At 68.2% G+C, this 20,637-nt stretch carries 18 protein-coding genes; 10 read left to right on the forward strand and 8 right to left on the reverse strand.

What is annotated here, in order from left to right:
- Positions 1-236: 236 nt before the first annotated feature.
- Positions 237-1,838, reverse strand: coding sequence for an ABC transporter substrate-binding protein (locus EJ913_RS21545; protein WP_127001725.1), 1,602 nt, complete (start codon positions 1,836-1,838; stop codon positions 237-239).
- A 387-nt stretch (positions 1,839-2,225) separates the two neighbouring features.
- Here EJ913_RS21545 and EJ913_RS21550 point away from each other — a divergent pair, with 387 nt between their 5' ends.
- The 3 genes from EJ913_RS21550 (at position 2,226) to EJ913_RS21560 (ending at position 4,993) form a co-directional block, all read left to right on the forward strand.
- Positions 2,226-3,167, forward strand: coding sequence for a DMT family transporter (locus tag EJ913_RS21550; protein WP_127001727.1), 942 nt, complete (start codon positions 2,226-2,228; stop codon positions 3,165-3,167).
- Between the two features lie 72 nt (positions 3,168-3,239).
- Complete coding sequence (locus tag EJ913_RS21555; RefSeq protein WP_127001729.1) at positions 3,240-4,097, forward strand: ChbG/HpnK family deacetylase; 858 nt, start codon at positions 3,240-3,242, stop codon at positions 4,095-4,097.
- 116 nt (positions 4,098-4,213) lie between these two features.
- Entirely contained in the window at positions 4,214-4,993 is a 780-nt protein-coding gene (locus tag EJ913_RS21560) for a methyltransferase domain-containing protein (protein ID WP_127001731.1), read from the forward strand.
- Here EJ913_RS21560 and EJ913_RS21565 read toward each other — a convergent pair.
- From EJ913_RS21565 to EJ913_RS21575, 3 genes are all read right to left on the reverse strand, one after another.
- The gene (locus EJ913_RS21565) at positions 4,957-5,400 is read right to left on the reverse strand and encodes a GtrA family protein (protein ID WP_238518959.1); all 444 of its coding nucleotides are present in this window, start codon (positions 5,398-5,400) and stop codon (positions 4,957-4,959) included. The genes EJ913_RS21560 and EJ913_RS21565 overlap by 37 nt on opposite strands.
- Positions 5,397-7,031 carry an AMP-binding protein gene (locus EJ913_RS21570; protein WP_185909878.1) on the reverse strand — a complete coding sequence of 545 codons (1,635 nt, stop codon included), beginning with the start codon at positions 7,029-7,031 and terminating at the stop codon, positions 5,397-5,399. The genes EJ913_RS21565 and EJ913_RS21570 overlap by 4 nt, the downstream gene beginning before the upstream one ends.
- A gap of 319 nt (positions 7,032-7,350) precedes the next feature.
- On the reverse strand, positions 7,351-7,884 hold the full coding sequence (locus EJ913_RS21575) for a hypothetical protein (protein WP_127001737.1): 534 nt from the start codon (positions 7,882-7,884) through the stop codon (positions 7,351-7,353).
- Between the two features lie 716 nt (positions 7,885-8,600).
- Here EJ913_RS21575 and EJ913_RS21585 point away from each other — a divergent pair.
- Entirely contained in the window at positions 8,601-9,389 is a 789-nt protein-coding gene (locus EJ913_RS21585) for a response regulator (RefSeq protein WP_127001741.1), read from the forward strand.
- A gap of 45 nt (positions 9,390-9,434) precedes the next feature.
- On the opposite strand, the gene purU is transcribed toward EJ913_RS21585, so the two are convergent.
- Positions 9,435-10,301, reverse strand: a complete 867-nt coding sequence (purU, locus tag EJ913_RS21590; RefSeq protein ID WP_127001743.1) for a formyltetrahydrofolate deformylase — start codon at positions 10,299-10,301, stop codon at positions 9,435-9,437.
- A 180-nt stretch (positions 10,302-10,481) separates the two neighbouring features.
- Here purU and EJ913_RS21595 point away from each other — a divergent pair, with 180 nt between their 5' ends.
- The gene (locus EJ913_RS21595) at positions 10,482-10,868 is read left to right on the forward strand and encodes a hypothetical protein (RefSeq protein WP_127001745.1); all 387 of its coding nucleotides are present in this window, start codon (positions 10,482-10,484) and stop codon (positions 10,866-10,868) included.
- A 150-nt stretch (positions 10,869-11,018) separates the two neighbouring features.
- Here EJ913_RS21595 and EJ913_RS31790 read toward each other — a convergent pair whose 3' ends face one another.
- Positions 11,019-11,186 (reverse strand): hypothetical protein, encoded by a 168-nt coding sequence (locus EJ913_RS31790; protein WP_185909879.1) that lies wholly within the window; start codon positions 11,184-11,186, stop codon positions 11,019-11,021.
- Between the two features lie 246 nt (positions 11,187-11,432).
- Here EJ913_RS31790 and EJ913_RS21600 point away from each other — a divergent pair, with 246 nt between their 5' ends.
- The 3 genes from EJ913_RS21600 to EJ913_RS21610 all read left to right on the forward strand — a co-directional run bounded on the left by EJ913_RS21600 (position 11,433) and on the right by EJ913_RS21610 (position 14,442).
- Positions 11,433-12,239 (forward strand): N-acetylmuramoyl-L-alanine amidase family protein, encoded by an 807-nt coding sequence (locus tag EJ913_RS21600; protein WP_127001747.1) that lies wholly within the window; start codon positions 11,433-11,435, stop codon positions 12,237-12,239.
- Between the two features lie 211 nt (positions 12,240-12,450).
- Positions 12,451-13,068 (forward strand): BON domain-containing protein, encoded by a 618-nt coding sequence (locus EJ913_RS21605; protein ID WP_244939448.1) that lies wholly within the window; start codon positions 12,451-12,453, stop codon positions 13,066-13,068.
- Positions 13,069-13,086: 18 nt separating this feature from the next.
- Positions 13,087-14,442, forward strand: coding sequence for a tetratricopeptide repeat protein (locus tag EJ913_RS21610; protein WP_127001751.1), 1,356 nt, complete (start codon positions 13,087-13,089; stop codon positions 14,440-14,442).
- A gap of 113 nt (positions 14,443-14,555) precedes the next feature.
- Here EJ913_RS21610 and EJ913_RS21615 read toward each other — a convergent pair whose 3' ends face one another.
- Complete coding sequence (locus EJ913_RS21615; RefSeq protein ID WP_238518954.1) at positions 14,556-15,206, reverse strand: TetR/AcrR family transcriptional regulator; 651 nt, start codon at positions 15,204-15,206, stop codon at positions 14,556-14,558.
- 90 nt (positions 15,207-15,296) lie between these two features.
- On the opposite strand from EJ913_RS21615, the gene EJ913_RS21620 reads away from it, so the two are divergent.
- Complete coding sequence (locus EJ913_RS21620) at positions 15,297-16,412, forward strand: efflux RND transporter periplasmic adaptor subunit (RefSeq protein WP_127001753.1); 1,116 nt, start codon at positions 15,297-15,299, stop codon at positions 16,410-16,412.
- Positions 16,409-19,534, forward strand: a complete 3,126-nt coding sequence (locus tag EJ913_RS21625; protein WP_127001755.1) for an efflux RND transporter permease subunit — start codon at positions 16,409-16,411, stop codon at positions 19,532-19,534. The genes EJ913_RS21620 and EJ913_RS21625 overlap by 4 nt, the downstream gene beginning before the upstream one ends.
- A gap of 295 nt (positions 19,535-19,829) precedes the next feature.
- Here the strand turns inward: EJ913_RS21625 and EJ913_RS21630 are convergent, their stop codons facing one another.
- Positions 19,830-20,633 (reverse strand): GntR family transcriptional regulator, encoded by an 804-nt coding sequence (locus EJ913_RS21630; protein WP_185909880.1) that lies wholly within the window; start codon positions 20,631-20,633, stop codon positions 19,830-19,832.
- Positions 20,634-20,637: the final 4 nt, after the last annotated feature.

Consider the following 20,637-nt stretch of genomic DNA (forward strand, 5'->3'; position numbering starts at 1 on the left):
TCGGCGGCCGGAAAACTTCATCCTCTCCCCGGAACGGGGGATCGGGCGGAAGGAGCGGCTCCCCAGTCCCTGGGGCGCGGCATTCACACACAACGCCTGTGCAACGTCAATGCGGGCGACTGTGACATAAAGCCCTCCTCCGGCGATGGGAGAAGGGCGTCACGAACCCGTTGCGCCGTCCGGAGGCGGCCGCCCTGTTCCCCGGAACCGGGAAAAGAGGCGGCCGCCTCAAGCGGTTACTGCTTCAGATCGACGTCCAGGAAGCGATGGACGCCGAACGGGTCCATCTTGAAGTTGACGACGTTCTTGTTCAGGCCGACGTGCACCACCGAATGGGCGATGGTGAACCAGGGGGCGTCTTCCTTGAAGATGACCTGCGCCTGCTCGTACAGCTTGGTGCGCGCGCCGATGTCGGTCGTGCGCTTGGCCTGGACGGCGAGGTCGTCGAACTCCTTGTTGCACCACTTGGACAGGTTGCTGCCGCCCGGACGGGCCGCCTCGCAACCCAGCAGGTTGTACAGGAAGTTGTCGGGATCGCCGTTGTCGCCGGTCCAGCCGAGCATGCCCATCTGGTGCTCGCCCTGCTGCATGCGCTTGCGGTACTCGCCCCACTCGTACTGGACGATCTTGGCCTTGATGCCGACCTTGGCGAGGTCGGCCTGCATCATCTCGGCGATGCGCTTGGCGTTGGGGTTGTAGGGGCGCTGCACCGGCATCGCCCACAGGTCGGTCTCGAAGCCGTTGGGGAGCCCGGCGTCGGCCAGCAGCTTCTTCGCGCGCTCCTGGTCGTAGGGGTAGTCCTCGATGGCGTTGTTGTAGGACCACATGGTCGGCGGGATCGGGTTCTTGGCCGGGACGCCGGCGCCCTGGTAGACCGCGTCGACCACCGCCTTCTTGTCGATCGCCATGCTGACGGCGCGGCGGACGCGCACGTCGTCAAACGGCTTCTTGGTGACGTTGAAGGACAGGTAGCCGACGTTCAGGCCTTCCTGCTCCTGGACGACGATGGCGGCGTCCTTCTTCATCGCCTCGATGTCGGCCGGGTTCGGGTACGGCATGATGTGGCACTCGCCGGCCTTCAGCTTGGCGTAGCGCACGGCCGCGTCCGGCGTGATGGCGAAGACGAGGTTGTCGAGCGGCTGCTTGCCGCCCCAATAGCCCTCGAACGCCTTGTAGCGGATCACCGCGTCCTTCTGGTAGGCGACGAACTGGAAGGGGCCGGTCCCGACGGGAACCTGGTCCAGCTTCTCCGGCGTCTTCTTCTGAAGGAGCTGGTCGGCGTATTCGGCCGACATGATCGGCGCGAAGGGCATCGCGAGGTTGGCGAGGAAGGGCGCCTCGACCGAGTTCAGCGTGAACTTCACGGTCAGGTCGTCGACCTTCTCGATCGACTTCAGCAGCTTGGGCATCGCCATGTCGGCGAAGTAGTCGTAGGAGCCGCCCGACACCTTGTGGAACGGGTGGTCCGCCTTCCACTGCCGGTTGAACGAGAACAGCACGTCGTCGGCGTTCGCGTCGCGGGTCGGCTTGAAATCGTTGGTGCTGTGCCACTTGGCGCCGGCGCGCAGCTTGAACGTGTAGGTCAGGCCGTCGTCGGAGATCGTCCAGGACTCGGCGAGGCCGGGAATGACCTTGGTGCCGCCGGCCTCGAATTGGACAAGATTGTTGTACACCGGCAGAGCCACGTCGAAGCTGGTGCCCGTCGTGTTCAGCATCGGGTTGAAGTTTTCGGGGCTGCCCTCGGAGCAATAGACAAGGGTCTTCGCGGCCTGGGCCGGCGCCGCAAGCGCCAGCGCCGCGGCCATACCAAGCCCGGCACCCAGCAGGATGCGCTTCATTCTTCTAGCCTCCCGATATCCGGTTTGAACGAGTGAGATTCGCCACGTGGCCTTTTGATTTCTTGAGCCATTTGGCTCGTGCCCGACGCGGCTGTCAACGTGAACATGCATACGTCGCCGGTCCACTCTACGGCGCATTCTTTCAAGTGCCAAGGCGGTGTTTCCGAACGGTTTTCCGGCAGCAATGGGTAACAGTTGCAAAGGTAAATTCATTGTTGACCAAAAGGGCATGGCTCTACCCTTGCGAATCCGCGCAACGTCCGGACGGGGAGGGCGAGCGGCAGCCATGCGCACCCGTCCTAACCGGCAGGCCGGACGCCCGTGCTAGGGTCGATTCCACCGTTCGCCCGCGAATGGATCCTCCTCTCCATCACCGCTCGGCCCCCGATGCTTTCCGCCCTGCGCGCCAGCCCCTTCGCCGCCTACGGCCTTTACCTGTTCGGTTCCGCCCTGTTCGCCTCGAATCCGGTGCTGGGGCGTGCACTGGCCAATCTGGTGCCGCCGGTCGGGCTGACCTTCTGGCGCTGGGGCATCGCGTTCCTCATGGTCCTGCCCCTGGCCTTGCCGGGGCTTCTGACCCATCGCCGCCAGTTGTTGAAGGATTGGCGGCGCTACATCCTGCTGGGCGTGTTCGGGCAGGGGATCTCAGGGGCCGTGGTCTATTACGGGCTGGCCCACACCGGCGCCACCAACGCCAGCCTGATCTACGCCACCAGCCCGGTGTTCACCCTGATCATCGCGGCGGTCTGGCTGGGCGAGACGATCCGGATGCGCCAGATCGCCGGCATCCTGGTGGCGATGGCCGGGGTGCTGGTGATCCTGACGCGCGGCGACACGGACGCCCTGCTGCGTCTCTCCTTCCATTTCGGCGATCTGCTGATCCTGGCCGGCGCCGTGTCCTGGGCCTTCTTCACCATCCTGCTGCGCCAGACCAACCCGCCCTTGCCGGCGATGACCAGCTTCGCGGCCAACGCGCTGGGCGGTCTGCTGGTGATGGCGCCCTTCTACGCCTGGGAAACCGTGGCGGTGCGTCCGGTGCCCTTCAACGCCACCACGATCCTGTCCATCGCGGCCGTCGCGCTGTTCGCCTCCGTCCTCGCCATCATCGTCTACCAGAAGACCATCGCGATGATGGGCGCGGCGCAGGCCTCCACCGCGCTCTACGTCTCGCCCTTCTGGGCGGCGCTGGGGTCGTGGCTGCTGCTGGGCGAGGGGCTGGAACTCTTCCATCTGGCCGGGGTGGCGCTGGTCCTGCCCGGCGTGGCGCTGGCTACCCTGCCGTCGCGGGGAACGGCCAAGGCAACGATCCCGGCTGCCGACGGCGCTTGATCGGAACGGCCCGCCCGACCATCTTGGCGGAAGCCCGCCGCCCCCGTCCACGACTGCCCGAGCTTTCCAGCGATGACGACCCCGATCCTTCTGTGCGCCGACGATTACGGGCTGGCGCCGGGCGTCAACGCCGCCATCCGCGAGCTGATCGCGGCCGGACGCCTCACTGCGACCTCGGTCATGAGCCTGTGCCCCTTCTGGGTCGGGGGGGCCGCGCCGCTGCGCGAACTGGCGGACAGGGCCGATGTCGGGCTGCATTTCACCCTGACCGATCAAGCGCCGCTTGGGCCCATGCCCCGGCTGGCGCGCGACGGCCGCTTGCCGCCGCTGGGGCGGCTGATGGGGATGGCTTACACGGGGCGGCTGGATCCGGCCGAGATCCGCGATGAACTGGCGCGCCAACTCGACGCCTTCGCCGCCGCCTGGGGCGGGCCGCCCGCCTACATCGACGGCCACCAGCACGTCCACCAATTGCCGACGGTGCGGGACGCGGTGGCCGACGCCCTGTCGGCGCTGCCCGGCGCCTATGTCCGCCTGTGCGGCGAGCCGGCGGGCGCCGTCCTGCGGCGCGGCGTGGCGGTGCCGAAGACGCTGCTGATCGGGGCTTTGGGCGGTGGTCTCGCCCGGCTCGTCCGTTCGCGCGGCATCCCGGCCAACAGCCGCTTCGCCGGCGTCTACGACTTCGCCACCGCAACCCCCTTCGCCGAGTTGCTGCCGCGCCTCCTCGACGCGGACGGCCCGCCGGACGAGCGCCGGCTGGTCATGGTCCACCCCGGCATTCCCGACGAGGAGCTTCGTCGGGTCGACAGTCTGATCGAGCCGCGCCGGGCGGAGTACGATTACCTGAAGGGGCCGGCCTTCGCGGAGCTTCTGGAGCGGCGGGGAATCCGGCTGACGCGGTTCGCGGGGTTCACCAACATTCGGGCTTGACCTGCTTTTCCGCTGTCCCTTACCTTTTTCGGATGTTTCGTTGCGGGTGGAACGAACAAACCCATCGCGGACGAGCGACCGGACCGGCCACATTCTTGGGGAAGGGCAGCGCACCGATGGACTCCGCTCGATCCGTCTCGTCCACCGCGCCTTTCCCTGCCGCCCGCCGCTGGGTCGATTTCTGGGACCGTCCCCACAGCGTCTACGCCAACCGGCGGCACTTGGAGGTCCATTTCGCCCTCCTCGCCCAGGACATCGCGGAGCATCTGCCGCCGAACGGCACGGTGCTGGATTTCGGTTGCGGCGATGCCCTGGCGGCCGAGCGCATGCTGGAGCGCTGCGGCAGCCTGCTGCTGTTCGATGCCTCTCCCGCCGTTCGTGAGCGCCTGACCGCGCGTTTCGCCGGCAACCCGCGCGTCCGTGTTCTCGACGATCGGGATCTGGCGGCGCTGCCGCCGGGCACGGTCGACCTGCTGCTGGTCGTCTCGGTCCTTCAATACATCCCGGAGCCGGATTTGCCGGCGCTCCTGCGGCGTCTGCGCGTCCTGCTTTCACCGCAGGGCAAGGCCCTGATCGCCGACGTGGTCGATCCCGGCACGCCGCTGCTGGCCGATGTCGCCAGCCAACTGCGCATGGGCTGGACGCATGGGTTCCTGACCGCGTCGCTGGTGGCGCTGGTCCGCCTGACCCTGTCCGATTACCGCCGGGTCCGCCGCGAGGCGGGCTTCGCGACCTACACCCCGGACGGGCTGCTGGACCATCTGGAGCAGGCCGGTTTGCGCGGGGTCCGCCTGCCCCGCAACATCGGTCCGACGCCGCACCGGCGCAGCTTCGCGGCCGAGCCCATGGATGGCGCGGATCAGGGCGCGGCCGGACCGGCGCCGAACGTCCAGTAGCGGTTCGCGGCGAAGCTCCACACCATCACCAGCCCCGTCGCGATGATCTGGGCCGGAAGGTAATGCAGCGACGCGCCATGAATCAGCGCCCACAGGATGGCGCTGTTCAGCGTCAGCCCGACGGCGGCCACCGCCACGAACTTCGCGGCCGTCGGCGCGTGGCTCCGTTCGCTGCGGAAGACATGGCTGTAGTTCAGGACGTAGCTGACCACCCCACCGGCCAGGAAACCGGCGGCCGACGCCGCCACGGGCGGCACCGTCATTCCTTCGGCCAGCGCGATCAGGGTGCCGTAATGCACGACCGCGGCCGCCGCGCCGACCATGACGAACAGCAGGAACTGGCGAAACGGGCCGTCAGCCTTGAGGAGCGCCGTCCTCAGACGGTTCGAAGGGGTGACGCCGTTCAATCGTTCTCGCCATGCTCCCATTCCCGGCGGCGCAGCTTGAAGCGCTGGACCTTGCCGGTCTCGGTGCGCGGCAGCGCGTCGAGGAACTCCACCGCGCGGGGGTATTTGTAGGGCGCGATGTGCTCCTTGACGTAGCTTTGCAGCAACTCCGCCAGGTGTTCGTCCGGCAGCGTCCCTTCGCGGATCACCACGAAGGCCTTGGGGATGGTGCCGCGCACGGGATCGGGGGCGGCGATCACGGCGCATTCCTGCACCGCCTCGTGCCCCATCAGGATGTTCTCGACCTCCAGCCCGGAGATCTTGTAGCCGGCCGACACGATCAGGTCGTCGGTACGCGCGTGGTACCAGAAGAAACCATCCTCATCGACGTGGAAGGCATCACCGGTGACGTTCCAACCGTTCTGGACGTAGCAGTCCTGGCGCGGGTCGTCGAGGTAGAGGCAGCCCGTGGCCCCGCGCACCGCCAGCCGCCCGACCTGACCCGGCGGCACCGGGCGGAACTGGTCGTCCACCACCATCGCCTCGTAGCCCGGCACCGGCTTTCCGGTGGAGCCGGGACGGACGTCGCCCGGCACCGCGTGGATCACGGCGTTCAGCAGTTCGGTGGTGCCCAGGCTGTCGAGGATCTCCCGCCCGGTCGCCTCGCGCCAGCCCTCGAAGGTCGGCAGCGGCAGCGGCTCCCCGGCCGACACGCACAGGCGCAGGCTCGTCAAGCCTTCCGCCAGCGCCGGGTCGCGCTCCAGATGGGCGATCATGCCGCGGTAGACGGTCGGCACGGTGAACAGCACCGTCGCCTTGTGGCGGATCAGCGCGTCGAGCAGGCGGTCGTGGGTCCCGCGCTCCAAGAGGATCACCGAGGCGCCGACGCGCAGCGGGAACAGCAGCAGCCCGCCCAGCCCGTAGGCGAAGGCTAGCGTCGGCGAGCCGCAGAACACGTCCTCGGCCGTCGTGCGCAGCACCGTGCGCGGCGACAGATCGGCGATGGCCAGGAGATGGCGGTGCAGATGCGCCGCCGCCTTCGGCGTGCCCGTGGTGCCGGACGTGAAGGCGATCAGCGCCACGTCGTCGTTGGCGGTGTCCGCCGCCTCGAAGCCGGCGGGCTTGCCGGCGATGCGGTGCTCCAACTCGCCGTCCCGGAAGCCGACGATGCGCATGGAGGGCTTGGCCGCGTCCTCCAGGTCGTCGAGGTAGCGGGTGTCGCACAGCGCCATGTCGATGCCCGCCCGCTCCAGCACGTCGGCCAGCTCGGGCGCGCGCAGCAGCGGCATGGTCGGGACCAGCACCGCGCCGGCCTTGATGACCGCCAGCCAGCAGGCCGCCAGCATCGGCGTGTTCGGCCCGCGCAGCAGCACCCGGTTGCCCGGCACGATGCCGTAATCCTCGGTCAGAACCCGCGCGATGCGGTCCACAGTGTCGCGGACGTGGCCGTAACTCCACACCGTGCCAGCCCCGTCGATCAGACAGGGCTTGTCGTCCCACCCGCGCTCCCGCCAGCCGTCCAGCAGGGCGGCGACGGCGTTGAGCCGTTCGGGATAGGCCAGTTCGGGGCGGTCGAGAAGAAAATCGGGGCGTTGCGAAGGCGCCGGCAGCCGGTCGCGGGAGAAATTGTCGAGATGCCCGGACCGTGCCATGCGTCTGCCATCCTCCCCCGCGTGTCGGACGGGTGCGGCGGGGTCGGCGTGATCGGAAGCGGGACGAAGCCGCCGCGCGAGATCATCCTGCGCGCCCAGGCCAAGGGCCGGCGCGAAGGCGCATGCCTTCATGGATATGCTCCTACTCCCCTCGCGGTGGACGTGCGCACACGCCCCCGTCTTTTCTTTGTAAGACACTATAGTGCCGGGCGGGGACCGGGAGCCATGCAACGAATGAATGGTGGGTACACCATCAATCGCCATTCCTGCCGGGTGTCGGCGGGGGAGGGCGGCAGGCGGAGAGTCGGCGGAAAGGGACTCAGCCGTTGCTGAGATACTGGTCGATCTCGCCCTGTTCCATGACGTGGGCGGTGCCGTGGATGATCCCGTTGGCCACCTGGATGATGCGGTGGATCATCGCGACCGAGGTCTGGCAGTCGGCGCGCAGCTTGTCGGGATCACCGCCCTCAATGTCGGTCGAGACGCGTTCCAGCGTGTGGGCGATCACCTGATGGGCCTGGACGATGGTGTCCTCGAACGGACGGCGGAACTTCGAGGGGACGTGGCCGTAGGCCTCGATCGCCAGCTCCTTGTCGGAGAAGCCGCTGTCGCGGAAATGCTCGGCGTAGCTCTTGGGCTGCCAGATTTGGCACTCCTCCAGCATGTCCGGCATGTCGGGGACCATCTCGATCAGCATCACGATTTCGTTGAAGTGATTGAGGTAGTCGGTGGCGAGCAGCGTCTTGTCGGAAATGTTGGTGCCCTGGACGCGGCGGCGCCACAGCGCGTAATCGGCCAGCTCGTCCGGAGGCACGCCCTCCGTCAGCGAGCGATCGAACTCTTGGTCTTCCATGCGCGAATCCGAACCCGCTGCGGCAGCCGAAGGGCTGCGGCGTTCGACCGCAACCCCCATCCGCGATGACGTTGAGCCGATGTCATTAACTTCCGCTTAAGCGACTTGCAAGCATCCGCATGCGGGAAGGGACGCAAAAAAAGCCGCCGGCGCGGCCCGTCAAGGCGGGCGCGTCCGGCGGTTGTCAGGGTTCGGCGGTTCAGGGAGGAATCACACCGTCGGATCACTCAACCATCCCCTGTCGTTGGAAGTTCCCGCAAAAATGGCCGCTTGCGTCCCGTTCCTGCACGCAGGGGCAAGAAAAACGCGCCGGCCCGGGGGAGGAACCGGCGCGTTCAAGGATCGGGAACACTCGCCTCGCCCTCTCACAGCCATCGCCGGAGGGCAATGTCAGAGTAGGGCGCTAAGTCTTTCGGAACGGTTAAGACCTGCTGGGCGTTTACCCGAAGCGGGATAGGTCGCCGACTTGGCTTCGACGCGTCGGACGATGACCGTCCGGCATAATGCTACCCAAAAATGGGTAATTCCTTGCGGGTATCTCGAATAATCCTTTCGAGTTCACTCCCGTTGCGCCGTGAACTGCGCCATATGAACTCCACCATCGCGTTCCGATCTGTTGCACTTTATTGTGAGACGAGGGCGCGCTGGACCGATCAGGACGCCAGACGCACGAACGCCTACGCAGCACGCGCCGCAAGCAAGGCACGGGGAGAGAGATGGAGCAGTACACCGGCCACTTCATGCAGCATTTGCCCTACCTGCGCCGCTACGCCCGCGCCCTGACGGGAACGTCCGGCCGCGGCGACGCGCTGGTGACACAGACGCTGGAATGGTACCTGGAAACCGAAAGCGCCCAGGGCCTTTCGCGCAGCGCCTTGTACCGCCACCTGAACCAGTTGCAGGACAAAGATTCCGTCCCGCCGTCCGTCGCGCCCTACCACCCGGTGGAATCGGCCCTGATGGCGTTGGACGAGACCGACCGGCGCCTGTATCTGCTGGTCAACCTGGAGGATCTGCCAGTCTCCGACGCCGCCGCCGTCCTGGGGCTGGCCCCGGAAGAGGCGATGGAGCGGCTGACCCACGCCCGCGACCGGGTGCGCGCTCGTCTGACCGCGACGATCCTGATCGTCGAGGACGACGCGATCATCGCCTATGATCTGGCGGAAACGGTGCGCGGCATGGGGCACGTCGTCTGCGGCAACGCCGCGACGATGGACGAGGCGCTGACCCTGGCGGCGGAGCATCGCCCGACGCTGGCCCTGATGGACATCCGTCTGGCCGACGGCGACAACGGGCTGGAGGTGGCGCGCGAACTGCGTGCCCAGCGCTTCCTGCCGGTGATCTTCGTGACCGCGTTCCCCGACGATCTGGCCAAGCACGGGCTGGAGCATCTTGGACCGGTGATCCCGAAGCCCTTCACCCGCGACCAGATCGAGCAGGCGATCACCCGCGCGGTCTTCATGCCCCAGCCCGAGGACGCCCGCGAGACCGCCCATCCGCACTGACCGCGTGCAGGGGGCGTTCGCGCGCCCCCTTCGGCGGCCGTGCCGTTAGCGGAAGACCACCGTCTTGTTGCCGTTCAGCAGCACGCGGTGCTCCACGTGGAAACGGACGGCGCGGGCCAGCACCACGTTCTCGATGTCGCGCCCGATGGCCACGAGGTCGTCGGGCGTCATCGTGTGATCGACGCGCTCGGCCTCCTGCTCGATGATCGGCCCCTCGTCGAGGTTCGAGGTGACGTAATGCGCCGTCGCCCCGATCAGCTTGACGCCGCGCGTGTGGGCTTGGTGGTAGGGCTTGGCGCCCTTGAAGCTGGGCAGGAAGCTGTGGTGGATGTTGATGACCCGTCCGGCCATCTTCTCGCACAGCGCGCCCGACAGCACCTGCATGTAGCGGGCGAGCACCACGAGATCGACCTTCTCCTGATCGACGATCTCCAGCAGCCGCTCCTCCTGCTGGGCCTTGTTGTCGGCCCCGACCGGGATGTGGTGGAACGGAATGTTGTGCCACGCCGCCAATTGGTAGAAATCGCGGTGGTTGGAGACGATGGCCGGGATCTCGATCGGCAGATAGCCGGTGCGGTAGCGGTAGAGCAGGTCGTTCAGGCAATGGCCGAACTTCGACACCATGATCAGCACGCGCTGGCGCCGGTTGGCGTCGTGCAGCTTCCAGGTCATCGCGAAGCGCTCGGCCACCTGGGCGGCGAAGTCGGCCTGGAGCCCCGCCTGCGACGGGGCGCCGGCGCCGGCCGAGAAATGGGTGCGCAGGAAGAACAATCCGGAGATGCGGTCGCCGAACTGCGCGCTGTCGATGATGTTGCAGCTCCGCTCCGCCAGGAAACCGGACACCGCGTAGACGATGCCGACCGTGTCGGGGCAGGAAATGGTCAGGATATAGTCGGAGCCGGTCTCGGACATCGCGCGTCTACCATCATTGGGCGGGCATCGGAAGGGGAGTTTCCCTATCACGATCCGCGCCGTGTTGCACCGCCCTATTGCGCGCGGCGGCCTTGCGGTCCGTCTGGCGCCCAGGCGTGGAGGGTGCGACAATGGTCGCGCGGGCCGGCGGCGCGCCGGCCCTTCGGAACGGAGCGTCCCATGACCTCGGGCGGCAAGATCGTTGGGGAATTCACCAAGGGCAAGGTCGACAAGCTGTTGACCCCGGAGGCCGCCGAGACCGGCAACCGGCACCGCATCCGCCATTTCCTGGAGAACATGGACGCCGCGATCCTGGAGGCCAACTGCGAGGTCATCGGGCGCGAGCTTCCCAACCTGGACCGGGATTCCTTCCTGCGCATGGCGGTGCGGGTGGCGGAGCTGCGCGCCGACTACATCCGCGCCGGCATGAAGGCGGCGGAAACACGCCATCCGGAAGCGGCGGCGGTCACCGAACTGATCCGCCTGCGCGCCGCCTACGAGGAGATGCAGTCGGTCTACGAGGCGGCGGAACGCGTCATCGAGCGCGGTTACGTGAAGCTGGGGTAGGGGCGGGGAGGCCGCACGCTCCGGACGGAGCCACACCCTCCGGACCGGCGATGCCCGGACAAACAAAACCCCCTCCCCGCCGGCCGGCGGAGAAGGGGCGCGAAAACGCATCGCATCGAGTGCAGCGTTCCGGCTCCCGTGGAAACCGGGTCAGACGTCCTGGAAATGCTCCAACTCGCGGCGAAGGCTGGTCACCTCCTGCCGCAGACCGACCAAACGCCCGGCATCGGGAGAGGAGCGGCGCTCCTCCTTTTCAAGTTCGTCCTCGATGTCGCGCTGCTCCTGTCGGATGATGTTGAACAAGGCTTTCCTCAACATCGCCACCTCCTGAGCTTGTCTCTAAAATTTTAGCGCTTTCCCGCATCATCTTCAAGCAACCGTTCATGTCTGTCGAATCATCATCGGGTCAACCCCACAGGCATGACGAAACGCACACAAATATTCGAAGTCGGTAACCCTGCGTCACTTGACAACACTTTTTCGCATGCCCATTGGTTAACGATTGATGGATAGCGGCCAAGCTCACGGCCGTTGCTTTTTTCGACGGCGTGGTGTTTGGAACTCATGGACCGCAGACGGCTTTTCGGACTGGCCCTGACGCTGCCGCTGGCGGCCTTGCCCCTGTTCGCCGGCCCGGCGGCCTCCGCCGCGCCGGAGCGCAAGCCGGCCTCCAAACCGGCGATAGGCAACCGGCTGGTGATGCTCGATCCCGGTCATGGCGGGGCCGATCCCGGTGCCATCGGCACGCTCGGCACCCGAGAAAAGGACGTCACGCTGGACATCGCGCGCGCGGTCGCCCGCACGCTGCGCGAGCGCCACCGCGTCACCGCCCGGCTGACCCGCGACGACGACCGCTTCCTGGCGCTGGAGGAGCGCGTCGCGCTGACGCGCAAGGCCGGCGCCGACCTGTTCGTGTCGATCCACGCCGACAGCGCCCCCAGCACCCAGGCGCGCGGGCTGTCGGCCTACACGCTGTCCGACAAGGCATCGGACGCCTTCGCCTCGCGGCTGGCGCAGCAGGAGAACCGGGCCGACCGCTACGGCGGGCTGGAGATCAAGGGCACCACCAGGGTGGTCAAGGACATCCTGATCGACCTCACCGCCCGCCACACCCGCAACGCCTCGCTGGTCGCCCGCCAGGCCTTGGTGCGCGGCGCCGGCAAGGATTTGCGCCTGCTGGACAACCCGATGCGCTCGGCCAACTTCGCGGTGCTGAAGGCGCCCGACGTGCCCTCGGTGCTGGTCGAGACCGGCTTCCTGTCGAACCCCCATGACGAGAGGATCCTGCGCGACGCCAACGCCCGTCTGGTGGTCGCCCGCGTGCTGGCGCGCGAGATTGCCGCCGTGCTGACCGCCAGAGGTTTCGCCTGATCCCGAGCGCCTCTCCCGGCCCTGTTGTGCGATGCGATATTCCCTTCGCACCCGCAGCGAGTGCAACATCCGTGCATCACCGATGGACAAATCGACGATGACCCGTAGGAACCTCCAAATTCCCCATTGCCATCCCCCGCTGGCCGTGACTTTTTCGCGCCGCCCGTCCCATCGGCGGGCCAGCGGGGACGCTGACCGGGGGAGGCATGTCGTGACGGGGTCGAGCCGCCTTGGAGGGTTCGCAGCGACGCTCAGGCTGGCGCTGATCGGCGCCGCGCTGGCGGCGGGACCGTTGCTGTCGGGCTGCGCGCCCCTGCTGCTCGGCGGGGGGGCCACCGCCGCCGTCGCCGCGTCCGAGCATCGCGGCCTGAAGGGCTTCGCCAGCGACACCCAGATCCGGGCCAGCATCAACCACCTGTGGCTCCAGCATTCGCTGGACATGACCAACCGCATCGGCCTGACCATCGACCAGGGCCGCGTCCTGCTGACCGGCCGCGCCGCCGACGCCCAGATGCGCCTGGACGCCGTCCGGCTCGCCTGGCAGGCCGAGGGGGTGCAGGAGGTCATCAACGAAATCCAGGTCGACAAGGGCGCCGGCATCGCCGACGACGCCCGCGACACCTGGATTTCGACCCAGCTCCGCACCAGACTCACCTTCGACGGTGACATTCATAGCCAGAATTACAGCATCGATACCGTCGATGGGGTTGTCTATCTGATGGGCGTCGCCACCACGCAGGAGGAGCTGGACCGCGTCATCCAGCACGCCCGCTCGGTGGCCAGCGTCCAGCGCGTCGTCAACTACGTCCGCCTTCTCGCCAGCCTCTGAGATCGAAACCGCACCGCCATGGCCTCCGCCTTTGCCCGCGTGACCGCGTTTGTCCGCATCGCCGCCGCCGCCCTCGCCCTGCTGCTGGCGGTCGCGATGGCGGCCGGCCCCGCCGTGGCGCAGGATCCGGGGCCGGCGAACCGCCTGTTCGTGCAGGCGATGCAGTTGCTCCGGCAGGCCGACAACACCTACGACGTCGCCGAGGAGTCGCGCCTGTTGAAGGAGGCCGACAAGCTGTTTAACGAGATCGTGACCAAGTATCCGGACAGCCCGCTGGCGGTTCAGTTGGTCACCAACCAGTTCGTCGGCGACTTCGACTTCTACGAGTTCCGCTCGCGCATCCGCGCCATGGTCTGCAACGAGCCGCTCAGCAGCCTGTGTTACCTGCACCGCATCGGCGAGATGCTGCCGCCGGTGGAGACGCCCATCGCCGCCGCGCGCTGGGACTGGCTGTCGCTGGCCGTCGCCTACCAGCAGATCGGCGATGTCGGTCGCGCCAAGGAGATCGTCGCCCCCTTCGTCAGCGCCGTGCGGCGCGGTGGCATCAACGACAGTGCCGGCCAGGACCTGTTCGTCGCCCGCGCGCTGGCCTTGATGGGGCAGACGCAACTGGCCCTGGACATCACGCGGCAGATCGCCGACTGCTCCACCCGCATCTACAACCTCGCCGACATTGCCAAGGCGGCGGCGTGGCGCGGCGATTCCGGGCTGGCCAACGCGCTCGCCGACGAGGCCAAGGCCTACGCCACCGCCCGCAACTGCTCCTGGGAGCTCGGGCTGGTCTCGCAGGCCCTTCTGCGCGCCGGCAAGGAGGCGCAGGCGCGCACCCTGTTCCTGAACACGGTCGAGACCCAGTTCTCGAAGTTCAAGGAGACCAAGGGCGACTGCTGCCCGCCGGAGTTGGCCGTGGCGGCGTCGGAGATGGGCGACGCCAATCTGGCGCTCAACCTGCTGCGCACGGTGCAGGACGAGAATCCCTGGACCATCCCGGCGGTGCTGGGCCGTCTGGCCCGCCGTGGCGAGGCCAACGCCGCCCTGTCCTACGCCGAGCAGGTGCCCGACATCGACACCCGCGGCGAGGCGCTGGCCGAGCTGGTCGAGGCGGCGCAGAAGCGCGGCGACCCGGCCGCAGCCAACGACCTGCTGCGCCGCCTGAACAAACTGGTGGACGAGGCCGCCGGCCGCCGTCCCGGTCTGCTGGCGCAGAAGGCCAAGGCGGAGAAGGTCTTCTACAACGACGACCGCTGGCGCCGGAGCTTCCAACTGGCGATCAACGCGGCGGAGAAGTCGAGCAACTTCGTCCGGCGCGACATCGGCGCGCCGCTGCTGGCGGCGCTGGTCCGCATCGAGACCGGGCTGCCGATGCTCGATTGAGGTTTCCTCCCCGCTTGCCCCGCCCAGCGGGGGAGGGTTAGGGTGGGGGCAAGCGGGGCGGAAACCTTCACGAGGCCGCCCTTCACGAGGCCGCCGTGTACAACCGCGCCGGCTCAGGCCGGCGCCACGCCCTGGATGAAAAGATCCACCGCCTTGGCGACGAAGGCCGCGCGCTCCTCCGCGCTCGGCTCCGGGCAAAGGCCGACGACCAGTGCGCAATGCGGGCCGCCCTGCATCGCGCTGAGAAACTGCATGGCGGCGAAGGCCGGGTCGGGGGTGCGGATCAAACCACGTTGGTTCAACCGCTCGAACAGGGCGGTGAAGGTCGCGATCCCCTTTTCCGGCCCGGCCTGGAAATAAAGCCGCGCCACCTCGGGCATTCGCAGGGATTCGCCCAGCACCGACCGGTAGACCCGGATCGCCGCGTCCGACCAGATCAGCTCGGCGAAGCGCCCGCCGACCTGGATCAGCACATCGCGCAACGGCAGGTCGTCGAACTCGTCCGGCTGGAACCGCATGCCGCGCCGGTCGCATTCGGCGCCGATGGTCGCGGTGTACAGCTCCTCCTTGGAGGGGAAGCGGGTGTAGAGCGTCGTCTTCGACACGCGCGCCCGCTGCGCCACCAGATCCATCGAGGCGGCGGCGTAGCCGATTTCCAGGAAGATTTCGCGGGCGGCGGCCAGGATCTGCTCGGCCTTGGCGTCTGGCTTGGACTCGATCCGGGAGTCCGGGGCTAGTGGCTGGGATTCGGTCTCTGACTGCACTGAACTGTACCGTTCACTCTTGACGTTGGCCGGCTTGCGGAGTAGGAGGCTAACAGTACGATACAGTGCAGTCCAGCGGGGAGACGTGGTATGACCGGGTGGCAGGGGCGACGCGTCAAGCGCGGGGTCGTGGCGGCGGCCGGAATGCTGGCCTTGGCCGGCGCCTTGAGCGGCTGCAAGGAGACCCAGTCGGCCGCCCCGCCGGCGGTCGAGGTCAAGCCGGTTCGCGTCGCCACCGTGACGCTGGAGCCGGCGACCGAAACCGTCCGCTACCCCGCCGTGATCCGCCCGCGCGTCGAGGCCGACGTCGGCTTTCGCGTCGGCGGCAAGGTGATCGCCCGGCTGGTCGAGGTGGGAAGCCGCGTCGAACCCGGTATGGCGCTGGCGAAGATCGACCCGACCGATCTCCAGCTCCAGATCAAGGCGGCCGAGGCGCAGCTCGCTTCGGCCCGCTCCGACGCGGCCAACGCGCGCGGCGATTTCGCCCGCTATTCCACCCTGCGCCAGGGCGAATGGACGACCCGCCAGGAATACGACCGCCGCAAGACGACGCTGGACAAGGCCGAGGCCCATGTCCGCGAGGTCGAGGCGCAGCTTCGCGTGCTCACCAACTCCTCGCGCTACGCCACGCTGGTCGCCGACGAGGCCGGGGTGGTGACCGCGACGCTGGTCGAGCCGGGGCAGGTGGTGGCGCAGGGTCAGACCGCGCTGCGCGTCGCCCGGCTGGGCGCGGTGGAGGCGGTGGCCAACATCCCCGAACAGCAGCTCGGCGGCCTGCCCAAGCGCGCCCTGTCGGTGGAGCTGTGGTCGCAGCCCGGCAATCCCATCGCCGGCACCTTGCGCGAACTCTCGCCCAGCGCCGACCCCGACACCCGCACCTATCAGGCCAAGATAGCCCTCGACAACCCGCCGCCGGGCGTCCAACTCGGCATGACCGCGACGGTGACCGCCCGGCTCGACCATGGCGGCATGGTCGCCCGCTTGCCGATCAGCGCCCTGACCCAGCGCGACCAGAAGCCCGCCGTCTGGGTGCTGCCGGCCTCGGCCGACACGCTGGAGCTGCGGCCGGTGGCCGTCGCCGCCTACGCCGGGGACGTCGCCGTCGTCGCCGAGGGCTTGAAGGCCGGCGAGCGGGTCGTCACCGCCGGGGTGCACAAGCTCGACGCCGGCCAGAAGGTCCGCGTCTGGACGGAGCCGACGCGATGAACCACCACCGGGGCAATCTGTCGGCCTGGGCGCTGTCGCACCGCACGCTCGTGCTGTTCATGATGCTGGCCAGCGTGCTGGCCGGCGCGCTCGCTTATAAAAATCTGGGCCGGGCCGAGGATCCGTCCTTCACCTTCAAGGTGATGATCGTTCAGACCCAATGGCCGGGCGCCACCGCGCGCGAGGTCGAGCAGTTCGTCACCGACCGCATCGAGAAGACGCTGGAGCAGGTGCCCTACTACGACGTCGCGCGCAGCTATTCCAAACCCGGCGAGTCGGTGATCTTCGTCCAGCTCAAGGACTACACCCCGCCGAAGATGGTGCCCGATTTGTGGTACCAAGTCCGCAAGAAGATCGGCGACATGCGCCAGTCCCTGCCGAACGGCGTGCAGGGGCCGTTCTTCAACGACGAGTTCGGCGACGTCTATTCCGCCATCTACGCCTTCACCGGCGCCGACTTCACCCCGGCCCAGCTCAAGAAGGTCGCCGACCAGACCCGCACCCGGCTGCTGACCCTGCCCGGCGTCGAGAAGGTCGACCTGATCGCCCAGCAGGAGGAGCGCGTCTACGTCGAGATCTCCAGCCAGCGGCTCGCCAGTTTCGGCCTGCCGGTGGAATCGGTGATCCAGGCGCTCCAGCGCGAGAACGCCATCGCGGCGGCGGGCGACGTGGACACCGGGTCGCAGCGCGTCTACGTCCGCGTCGACCTGGGGCTGGACACGGCGGAGTCGGTGCGCGCCATCCCGGTCGCGGTCAACGGGCGGATGCTGACCATCGGCGACGTGGCCGAGGTCAGGCGCGGCTACGTCGAGCCCAGCCGCTACACCCTGCGCTACAAGGGCCAGGACGCCATCGGGCTGGGCGTGGTGATGGCCAAGGGCGGCAACGTCCTGCAACTGGGCGAGCGGCTCGACGCCGCCATGGAGGGCATCCGCACCGGGCTGCCGGCCGGGCTGGAGGTGGCGCAGATCGCCGACCAGCCGACCGTGGTCGAGCACTCGGTCGGCGAGTTCATGGACTCGCTGGGCGAGGCGCTGGCCATCGTCATCCTGGTCAGCCTCGTCAGCCTGGGCTGGCGCACCGGCATCGTCGTGGCGCTGGCGGTGCCGCTGGTGCTGGCGATGACGCTGGTGGCGATGCAGATCCTGCACATCGACCTGCAGCGCATCTCGCTGGGCGCGCTGATCATCGCGCTCGGCCTGCTGGTGGACGACGCCATCATCGCGGTGGAGATGATGGTGGTGAAGATGGAGCAGGGCTGGGACCGGCTGAAGGCCGGCGCCTTCGCCTATGAATCCACCGCCTTCCCGATGTTGAGCGGCACCGTCGTCACGGCGGCGGGCTTCGTGCCGGTCGGCTTCGCGGCCTCGGCGGCGGGCGAGTACACCAACTCGATCTTCTGGGTGGTCGGGCTGTCGCTGATGCTGTCCTGGATCGTGGCGGTGATCTTCACCCCCTATCTGGGCTGGCTGCTGCTGCCCAAGCCCAAGCACGTCGTGGCCGACGGGCACGAGCTGGAGATCTACGGCACGCGCGGCTACCGCATCCTGCGCTCGCTGATCACGGCCTGCGTGCGGGCGCGCTGGCTGACCATCGGCGTCACCGTCGCAGCCTTCGTGGTGGCGCTGGTCGGCTTCGGCCATGTCCAGCAGCAGTTCTTCCCCTCGGCCAGCCGGCCGGAGCTTCTGATCGACCTGCGTCTGGCCGAAGGCTCCTCCTTCGAGGCGACGGCGGCGGAGGTGCGGAAGATGGAGGCGGCGCTCGCCACGGATCCCGACGTGGATTACTGGGTGGCCTACACCGGCGGCGGCTCGCCGCGCTTCTACCTGCCGCTGGATCAGCAGTTGCAGACCGCCAACTTCGCCCAGTTCATGGTGATGACCAAGGGGCTGAAGGAGCGCGAACATTTCATCGAGCGCGTGGAACCGACCCTGGAGGCCGATTACCCCGCCGCCCGCGTCCGCATCGGCCGGCTGGAGAACGGCCCGCCGGTCGGCTACCCGGTGCAGTTCCGCGTCACCGGCGACGACCCGGCGACGATCCGCAAGATCGCCTATCAGGTGCGCGACACCATGCGCGCGCATTCCAACACCGCCAACGTCCACCTCGACTGGGACGAGATGTCCAAGCGCGTCCGGCTGGAGGTCGACACCGCCAAGGCCCGCGCGCTCGGCGTGTCGAAGCAGGATCTGTCCAACGCGCTGCAACTTCTGCTGAACGGCATGTCGGTCACCCAGTACCGCGAGGGCACCGAGCTGATCGGCGTCATGCTGCGCACCACCCCGGACGAGCGGCTGGACCTGTCGCGGCTGGGGGAACTCAGCGTCCGCACCGGCCAGGGCACCGCCGTGCCGCTGAGCCAAGTCGCCGCCGTGCGCTACGAGCTGGAGGAGCCGGTGCTGTGGCGCCGTGCACGCGAGACGACGATGACGGTCAAGGGCGACGTCACCGGCGGGCTTCAGGCCCCGGTGGTCAGCACCCAGCTGAACGCCGAGCTGGACGCTCTGCGCGCCACGCTGCCCGGCGGCTACGCCATCACCATGGGCGGCGCCATCGAGGAGAGCGCCAAGGGCCAGGATTCGATCAACGCGATGATGCCGCTGATGCTGCTGATCATGGTCGCCACGCTGATGCTGCAATTGCAGAGCTTCTCGCGGGTGTTCCTGGTGCTGCTGACGGCGCCGCTGGGGCTGATCGGGGTGACGGCGTCGCTGCTGCTGTTCAACCTGCCCTTCGGCTTCGTGGCGATGCTGGGGGTGATCGCGCTGGCCGGGATCATCATGCGCAACTCGGTCATCCTGGTCGACCAGATCGAGCAGGACATCCGCTCGGGCCGCTCGCGCTGGGACAGCATCGTCGAGGCGACGGTGCGCCGCGCCCGGCCCATCGCGCTCACGGCGGCGGCGGCGATCCTGGCGATGATCCCGCTGACCCAGAGCGTCTTCTGGGGCCCGATGGCCGTCGCCATCATGGGCGGTCTGGCGGGCGCCACCGTGCTGACGATCTTCTTCCTGCCGGCGCTCTACGCCGCGTGGTTCCGCGTGCCGAGGCCGGCCGGCGAGGAGGCGGAGGAGGGGAGCGGCTTGGGCAGTGCGCTGCCGCACGGGGCGGCGGGGGATTGAAGCAAGATCAACGCGGAGTGATTGGACGCATGTGCCCGGCTCCCGGTTCCAAACTCTTGAGCAGAGCCGCGCGTTTCTGCCGGGCTCAAGATGAGTTGCGCAAACTTCTGCGCCCGGCGATTCATAGTCGAAGGGTTGCCGGCTTGCGTGGCATGCTCGCCGTTGCGTAATCCGTGACGGGCAATTCAGGACATCCTCGTGCCCCAAGCCACGGTGGTCACGAGACCTGAGGCAACCGGCCGAAGCCTGATCCCGCCAGGAAAATGACATCCGTGGCGTGGGTAAAGCCGCCCGCTCAGGCGCTGTGTCCCGCCTGGTTCCGGTGCAGGGACAGGACGTAGCGGAAGCGGTCCTCGGGGTAGACGCTGACGGCGATCTCGATGAGGGTGCCGAGCGGGTTGTGGAAGCAGCGGGCGATCCGCAGGGCCGGCGATCCGGCCCGTCGCTCCAGGATCTCGGCGATCTCCCCGCCGAGCGCGGTGGCCGAGAGCTCCTGCACAATGTTCTCCACGGTCTCGCCGAACTCCTGTTCCAGCAGGCGGTAGAAGGAGGTCTCCGTGGCGCCGATGCGGTCGATGATGCCGCGGTAGCGTCCGGGGATGTAGATGTCGGTCCAGGACACCGGCGTGCCGTCCGGCGCGGTGCGGAAGGTGGCGATCCGCCACCAGCCGGCGGCCTCCGCCTCCGGCAGATAGGCAGCCAGTGCGGCGGGATCCGCCGGCCCGGTTTCGTGGACATGCAGGGTCGTCTCGCCCAGATAGGCCAGCAGTTCCCGCGTGGTGGTCAGGGAGAGTTGGTAGGGCGAGGGGCGGCGCGGCCCCAGCACCTCGGTCCCGGTGCGGGTCCGGCGGCGGATCAGCCCCAAATCCTCCAGCCGGCGCAACGCCTCGCGCACCGTGTGACGGCTGACGCCAAAGCGCCGCGTCAGTTCCATCTCGCCGGGCAGGACGCTGCCCGTCGGGTGGGTGCCGTCGTCGATCTCGGCGATCAGCGTGCGGGCCACCCGGTAGTACAGCGTTTCCGTCCGGCGGCCTTCCTTGCCGGGCTCGTCACCGGTGGACGGGTCACCGGGGAGGGCGGTCTCGTCCGCGCCGGCCACGCGC

Origin of the sequence: Azospirillum doebereinerae (genome assembly GCF_003989665.1) — a bacterium.
Taxonomy (GTDB): Bacteria; Pseudomonadota; Alphaproteobacteria; order Azospirillales; family Azospirillaceae; genus Azospirillum; species Azospirillum doebereinerae.